We start from the raw sequence: 6581 nt of genomic DNA, 5'->3' as shown, positions 1-6581 counted from the left end.
GATTCGCGGTGGGCGGCCGACTGGTACCCGGGTGTAACGCGTTCTAGGCTGCTTGACAGAACTTCAGGATCGCCAGCACAGTCAGGATCGCACCGTGGGTAGTACTTCGACGCCGTGGACCGCGGCCGATATTCCGGATCTCAACGGGCGCACCGCGATTGTGACCGGGGCCAGTGGGGGGCTGGGGCTGGAGACGGCGCGGCGGTTGGCTGAGCGGGGGGCGCGGGTGGTGATGGCTTGCCGGAATGGTGAAAAGGCTGCTGCTGCAGCGGAGTCCATTCGGGGGAGTGTGCCGGGGGCCGAATTGCCGTTCGTGGAGTTGGATGTGGGTTCGCTCGCGTCGGTGCGGAAGGCGGCGGAGCGGGTTCGTGACGACTTCGAGCGGATCGATCTGCTGGTCAACAACGCTGGGACGCTCACTCGCGAGCGTGGCTTCACCGTGGACGGGTTCGAAACCACTTTCGGCACAAACCATCTGGGGCCCTTCGCGTTTACCGGGCTGGTGCTCGAACTGTTGCAGGCGGCCCCGCACGGCCGGGTTGTCACCGTGGTCAGTGGGGTGCCCGCGCAGAAGGGGAGGTGGCTCGACCTCGATGATCTGACGTTCGAGCGGCGCAAGTACAAGGCGTATCCGGCCTATGCGCAGTCCAAGCAGGCCAATGCCATGTTCGCGCTGGAGTTGCAGCGACGGCTCAACGGGACCGGCAGTGAGCTGATCTCGGTGCTGGTGCATCCGGGGGCGGCCGAATCCGATTTCGCCCAGAACTTCGGTCCCGCGGTCGCTTTCCTGTCGCGGCCGCCGCTCAATCGGGTGTTTCGGATCATCATGCAGACCGTCGAGATGGGGGCGCTGCCCACCCTGCGGGCCGCCACCGACCCCGGCGTGCGCGGCGGGGACTTCTACGGGCCCACCGGCACCACCAAGGGCTATCCGGTGCCCAACGAGACGAGCGCGGAGACGCGGGATCCAGAGGTTGCGGCCAGGCTGTGGGAAGAGTCCGAGCGGCTCACCGGGGTCACCTACCGCTTCGAGGAATAGCCCCGGATGCCGCGAACGCCCCCGGAATCTTCCGGGGGCGTTCGTATTTCGGCCTCAGCGGCTCAGGTCCGGATCCACGTCGTCATCGGTGAGCAGCGCGCTGCCCGCGACCCGGTCGGTGGCCAGCGCGTCGAGGAAGGCGCGCGCCCAGCGGTCCACGTCATGGGTCAGCACCTGACGCCGCAGTGAACGCATGCGGCGGCGACGGGTGTCGCGGTCGTCGTCGATCGCGCCGATCAAGGCGTCCTTGACGCTGTCGAGGTCATGCGGGTTGCACAGGTACGCCTGGCGCAATTCCGCTGCCGCACCGGTGAATTCGCTCAGCACCAGGGCCCCGTTCAGGCCGCCCTGGCAGGCCACGTACTCCTTGGCCACCAGGTTCATGCCGTCGCGCAGCGGCGTCACCACCATGACATCGGCGGCCACGAAGAACGAGATCAGCTCATCGCGCGGGATCGGCCGGTGCAGGTAGTGCACCACCGGATAACCCACCCGCGAGAATTCGCCGTTGATCCGCCCCACTTGACGCTCGATATCGCCGCGCATCTGGATGTACGAATCGACCCGTTCCCGGCTCGGCGTCGCCAGCTGCACCATCACGGTGTCGGCCGGATCGACCCGGCCCTCGTGCAGCAGCTCCTCCAGCGCGGCGAGGCGGATGTCGATGCCCTTGGTGTAGTCCAAGCGGTCCACGCCCAGCAGGATCGTCTTCGGATTCCCCAGCTCCGCACGGATTTTCGCGGCCCGCTCACGGACATCGCGGCGACGCGAGAACTCGTCCAGCTCGGTCGAGGTGATCGAGATCGGGAACGCGCCCACCCGTACGGTGCGGAAACCCACCTGCACCACACCGAGTTTCGAGCGCACGCCCACATTGCCGCGCGAAGTCGGCTGTCCGGCAAGGCGTCTGGCCAGATACAGGAAGTTCTGCGCACCGCCCGGCAGGTGGAAGCCGATCAGATCCGCGCCCAGCAGGCCCTCGACAATTTCTGTGCGCCAAGGCATCTGCATGAACAGTTCCACCGGCGGAAACGGAATGTGCAGGAAGAAGCCGATGGTCAGATCCGGGCGCAGCATGCGCAACATCTTGGGCACCAGTTGCAGCTGGTAGTCCTGCACCCAGACCGTCGCGCCCTCCGCCGCCACCTTCGCGGTGTACTCGGCGAAACGGCGATTCACCTGCACGTACGCCTGCCACCACTGGCGGTCGTAGACCGGCCGCACGATCACGTCGTGATACAGCGGCCACAGCGTCGCGTTGGAGAAGCCCTCGTAGTAGTCGGCGACCTCATCGCCGGAGAGCGGCACCGGATGCAGTTCCAGGCCGTCCTCGATGATCGGGTCCAGTTCGACGTCCGGAACCCCCGCCCAGCCGACCCACGCGCCCTTGTTGTTGCGCAGCACCGGTTCCAGGGCCGTCACCAGGCCGCCGGGACTGCGCTTCCAGCGGGTGGTGCCATCGGGTAGTCGCTCCAGGTCGACCGGAAGGCGGTTGGCGACGACGACGAATCCGGAACCGGAGCTGTCCGGGTGCACGGTCCTATTCGCCTCGCGTCGGCGCGATGCCCAGCATCGACAGCAGCATGCGGCATTCGTCGGCGTCGGTCGCGTAGGCGGCTACCACGCGCTGGGCCTGACGAGCGGTTTCGTCGGCGAGCGGCTCCAGATCGTCGTCCGCGATGTCGTTCGCGCCGGTCTTCGCGGCCATATCCATGTCCTCTCGGGGAAGTCTGCTCTCTTCGAGGGCTCCATCGTATCTGCCAGGAAAGTCGCACCCGTCCGCTGCTCACATTGCGAGCCCTAACCGCAATGGTCAGGGGGCGAAACATTCCGGTCTCCGATAGCTATACGGTGAACGAACGCATGAGTCGTACTACCTGATGAAGGGACCAAGCATGCCGTTGGCGACGGTGAACGGAATCTCACTGAACTACCAGGTCAAGGGAGACCGGACGCGCGGCACCGACGTCAAGGGGTCCGCGCCGCTGGTCGTCATGATCATGGGCACCGGCAGCGGTGGTCGGGTGTGGGAACTGCATCAGGTGCCCGCGCTGGTCGCCGCCGGATACCGGGTCTGCACCTTCGACAATCGCGGCATCGCACCGTCCTTCGAGGCCCCGAACGGGATGACCATCGACGATCTGGTCCGCGACACCGCCGCCCTCATCGAATTCCTCGACGAGGGACCGGCATTGGTGGTCGGCCAGTCCATGGGCTCCCGCGTCGCGCAGGAACTCGCCCTGGCCCGGCCCGACCTGGTCCGCAAGGCCGTGTTCATGGCCGGACACGCCCGGCTCGACCAGTTCCAGAAGACGCTCTCGCTCGGCGAACACGAATTCGACGCCTCGGGGGTGAAGCTGCCCGCCAAGTACGAGGCCGCCATCACCGCGTTGATGAACCTGTCGCCCGCGACCATGGCCGACACCCACGCCGCCCGCGACTGGCTGGACCTCTTCGAATTCACCGGTGGCCCGGCCACTCCCGGCATCCGCGCCCAGCGCCGCATGGACCACGACTTCGATCGCACCGCGGCCTACCGCGGTATCAAGGTCCCGTGCCTGTCCATGGGCTTCGCCGATGACCGCATGATTCCGCCCTACCTTTCTCGCGAGGTCGCGGATATCATTCCGGGAGCCCGCTACCAGGAGGTTCCCGACGCCGGGCACTTCGGCTACCTCGAGCAGCCGGAAGCCGTCAACAAGATCCTGCTCGAATTCTTCGCGGCCTGAATGAAGTGCAGGTAACCGCCCAGCGGTAACACCTGCCTTGCTAGGGTCGAATCAACGTCGGGGGCTCGTTCCATCACTGCGGTGATCGGATGATCCGTCTACGTACTCCGTACACAGCGCCAGTATCCAGTGAGGTGAAATGAGCACCAATCCCTTCGATGACGAAGACGGCCGGTTCTTCGTCCTGGTCAACGATGAGGAACAGCACTCCCTGTGGCCCGCCTTCGCCGAGGTTCCGGCGGGATGGCGAGTCGTCTTCGGCGAGGACAGCCGCGCCGCGTGCGTCGAGTATGTCGAGAAGAACTGGACGGATATGCGTCCCAAGAGCCTGCGTGACGCCATGGCGGCGGACGACGCGGCACGTCAGGCGGCGCAGTCCTGACACCCTGCGGTTAGTCCGATACTGCGCGAACGGCTTCCGAACGCGGCCGGGTGAGGCAACCAGCCTCGACCGGCCGCGCTGCGGTCCGGTCCGCGGCGTCGTTCCGACCGGGACGTCGGCTTTTCCGCGCAGCCGACGACCCCGGTTATGATGAGCACCGCATTTCCCGCCTCCTTAGCTCAGTGGTAGAGCACCGCTCTTGTAAAGCGAAGGTCGTCAGTTCAATCCTGACAGGGGGCTCGAGGACGAACGCCGGTCGATGATTCGACCGGCGTTCGTCGTGTCAGGCGACCGGCAGGGCCGAATCCGCGACACTCCCGTTCCCAGGAAACTCCCAGGGAAGGGCCAGGTTCCTCGCGGGCGGGGCGCAGAATATGAGCCCATGACAGGTGTGCCCGCGCAGGTGCGTGAACCCGAGGCCAGGGTGCTCGTCGTCGACGATGAGCCCATGATCGTCGAGCTGCTGTCTGTGAGCCTGCGGTATCAAGGGTTCGAGGTCGCGAGTGCCGCCAGCGGCACCGAGGGGCTGGACAAGGCCAAGACCTTCCGGCCCGACGCGCTGATCATCGACGTGATGATGCCGGGGATGGACGGCTTCGGGCTGCTGCGGCGGCTGCGGGCCGACGGGATCGATTCGCCCGTGCTGTTTCTGACCGCCCGCGACGATGTGGACGACAAGATCACCGGGCTGACCCTCGGCGCCGACGACTACGTGACCAAACCCTTCAGCCTCGAAGAGGTGGTCGCGCGGCTGCGGGTCATCCTGCGGCGCGCGGGTCGCTCCGCGCCCGAGACCAAATCCTCCCGGCTGCGCTTCGCCGATATCGAACTCGACGACGACACCCACGAGGTGTGGAAGGCGGGGGAGCCGGTCTCGTTGTCCCCCACCGAATTCACGCTGCTGCGGTACTTCCTCGTCAATGCCGGGACCGTGCTGAGCAAGCCGCGGATCCTGGATCACGTGTGGCGCTACGACTTCGGCGGCGAGGTCGGCGTGGTCGAAACCTATGTGTCCTACCTGCGCAAGAAGGTCGATACCGGTCCGGATCGGCTGATCCACACGCTGCGCGGGGTCGGCTATGTGATGCGGGAGCCGCGCGGTAGGACGGCCAACGCGTGATCGCCGCCGCGCTGGCAGAAGGTAAGCGGGCGACACGAACCCTGCGCGGCAAGATCACCGACCGGCTCGCGGCCGTGCCGCTGCGCACCACGCTGGTGCTGGCGCTGGTCTCCCTCGTCGGCTTCGGCCTGCTGGTTTCGGGAATCGCGGTCACCTCGCTCATGCGCAATGTGCTGGTCGAGCGCATCGACCGGCAGCTCTACGACGCGGCCCACAGCTGGGCCGCGCCCGGCGCGCAGCGACCCGAACCACTGCCCACCGTGCGCGGGCGCGAACGGCCCCCACACCTGTACTGGGTGCAGGTGCAGGACGCCGCCGGGGCGGTCACGCTGAGCCTGTCCGCGGGCGTGCAACAGCCCTCGGTGCCCGCGGACCTGGGCAATCGGCCGCAGACCGTCGGGTCGGTCGGGGCGTCCACCGAGGAATGGCGGGTGCTGCGGACGGTCAACGAATACGGCACCAGCACCATCGCGCTGCGCATGGACGAGACGAACTCGTTGCTGGACAAGCTGATCGTGCTCCAGCTGGTGATCGGCGCGCTGGTGCTGGCGGCGCTGGCCGCGGTCGCGCGCATCGTGATCAGGCGAAGTCTGCGACCGCTGCGGGAGGTCGAACGCACGGCGGCGGCCATCGCGGGCGGGGATCTGCATCAGCGAGTTCCGGTGCGCGGCACCGACACCGAGGTCGACCACCTCTCCCAGTCGTTGAACACCATGCTGACCCAGATCCAGCAGGCGTTCGCCGCCACCGAGGCGTCCGAGGAGGCCGCGCGGCGTTCGGAATCCAAGATGCGGCAGTTCGTCGCCGACGCCAGCCACGAACTGCGCACCCCGCTCACCACCATCAAGGGGTTCTCCGAGCTGTACCGCCAGGGCGCGATCACCGATCCCGGCATGCTCATGGACCGCATCGAACGCGAATCCAAGCGGATGAGCCTGCTGGTGGAGGACCTGCTCATGCTGGCCCGGCTGGACGCGCAACGACCGGTGGAGCGGCGGCCGGTGGATCTGCTCATGCTGGCCAGCGACGGGGTGCACAGCGCGCGGGCGCTGGCCGCCGCGCAACGACCGGACGGGCCCGAACGCAAGATCGACCTCGAAATCCGGCCCGGCCCCGGCACTCTGGAGCTGCTCGGCGACGAGGCGCGGCTGCGGCAGGTGCTGGCCAATCTGCTCAACAACGCCCTGGTGCACACGCCGCCGGATGCCGAGGTGACGGTGCGGCTCACCCCCGCCGAGGACGAGGTGGCCATGGAGGTCGCCGACACCGGCCCGGGGCTGGACCCGGAACAGGTCGAGCGGGTCTTCGAAC

At 67.1% G+C, this 6581-nt stretch carries 7 protein-coding genes and 1 tRNA gene; 6 read left to right on the top strand and 2 right to left on the bottom strand.

All coding sequences use genetic code 11. The annotated features are described in order from the left end of the window. Window positions 1-94: 94 nt before the first annotated feature. Entirely contained in the window at window positions 95-1039 is a 945-nt protein-coding gene (locus ACWELQ_RS34220; protein ID WP_452401164.1) for an oxidoreductase, read from the top strand. Window positions 1040-1093: 54 nt separating this feature from the next. Here ACWELQ_RS34220 and ACWELQ_RS34215 read toward each other — a convergent pair whose 3' ends face one another. Both ACWELQ_RS34215 and ACWELQ_RS34210 read right to left on the bottom strand, forming a co-directional pair. Further along, entirely contained in the window at window positions 1094-2575 is a 1482-nt protein-coding gene (locus ACWELQ_RS34215; RefSeq protein WP_452401163.1) for an alpha,alpha-trehalose-phosphate synthase (UDP-forming), read from the bottom strand. A gap of 4 nt (window positions 2576-2579) precedes the next feature. Next, the gene (locus ACWELQ_RS34210; RefSeq protein WP_167659823.1) at window positions 2580-2747 is read right to left on the bottom strand and encodes a hypothetical protein; all 168 of its coding nucleotides are present in this window, start codon (window positions 2745-2747) and stop codon (window positions 2580-2582) included. Window positions 2748-2934: 187 nt separating this feature from the next. On the opposite strand from ACWELQ_RS34210, the gene ACWELQ_RS34205 reads away from it, so the two are divergent. The 5 genes from ACWELQ_RS34205 to ACWELQ_RS34185 form a co-directional block, all read left to right on the top strand. Further along, window positions 2935-3768 (top strand): alpha/beta fold hydrolase, encoded by an 834-nt coding sequence (locus tag ACWELQ_RS34205; RefSeq protein WP_452401162.1) that lies wholly within the window; start codon window positions 2935-2937, stop codon window positions 3766-3768. 139 nt (window positions 3769-3907) lie between these two features. Continuing rightward, window positions 3908-4150: an MbtH family protein gene (locus ACWELQ_RS34200; protein WP_019931522.1), complete on the top strand. Its 243-nt coding sequence runs from the start codon at window positions 3908-3910 to the stop codon at window positions 4148-4150. A gap of 168 nt (window positions 4151-4318) precedes the next feature. Next, window positions 4319-4390: transfer RNA gene (locus ACWELQ_RS34195), tRNA-Thr, on the top strand. 142 nt (window positions 4391-4532) lie between these two features. After that, window positions 4533-5270: a response regulator transcription factor gene (locus ACWELQ_RS34190; protein ID WP_379354390.1), complete on the top strand. Its 738-nt coding sequence runs from the start codon at window positions 4533-4535 to the stop codon at window positions 5268-5270. Further along, window positions 5267-6581, top strand: a 1315-nt coding sequence (locus tag ACWELQ_RS34185) for a sensor histidine kinase (RefSeq protein ID WP_452401161.1), incomplete at its 3' end; no start/stop codon positions are given. The genes ACWELQ_RS34190 and ACWELQ_RS34185, both read left to right, overlap by 4 nt.

The organism is Nocardia sp. NPDC004722, assembly GCF_053601505.1.
Note: the sequence above shows the minus strand (reverse complement) of the source record. Positions and strands in the feature narration are given on the sequence as shown.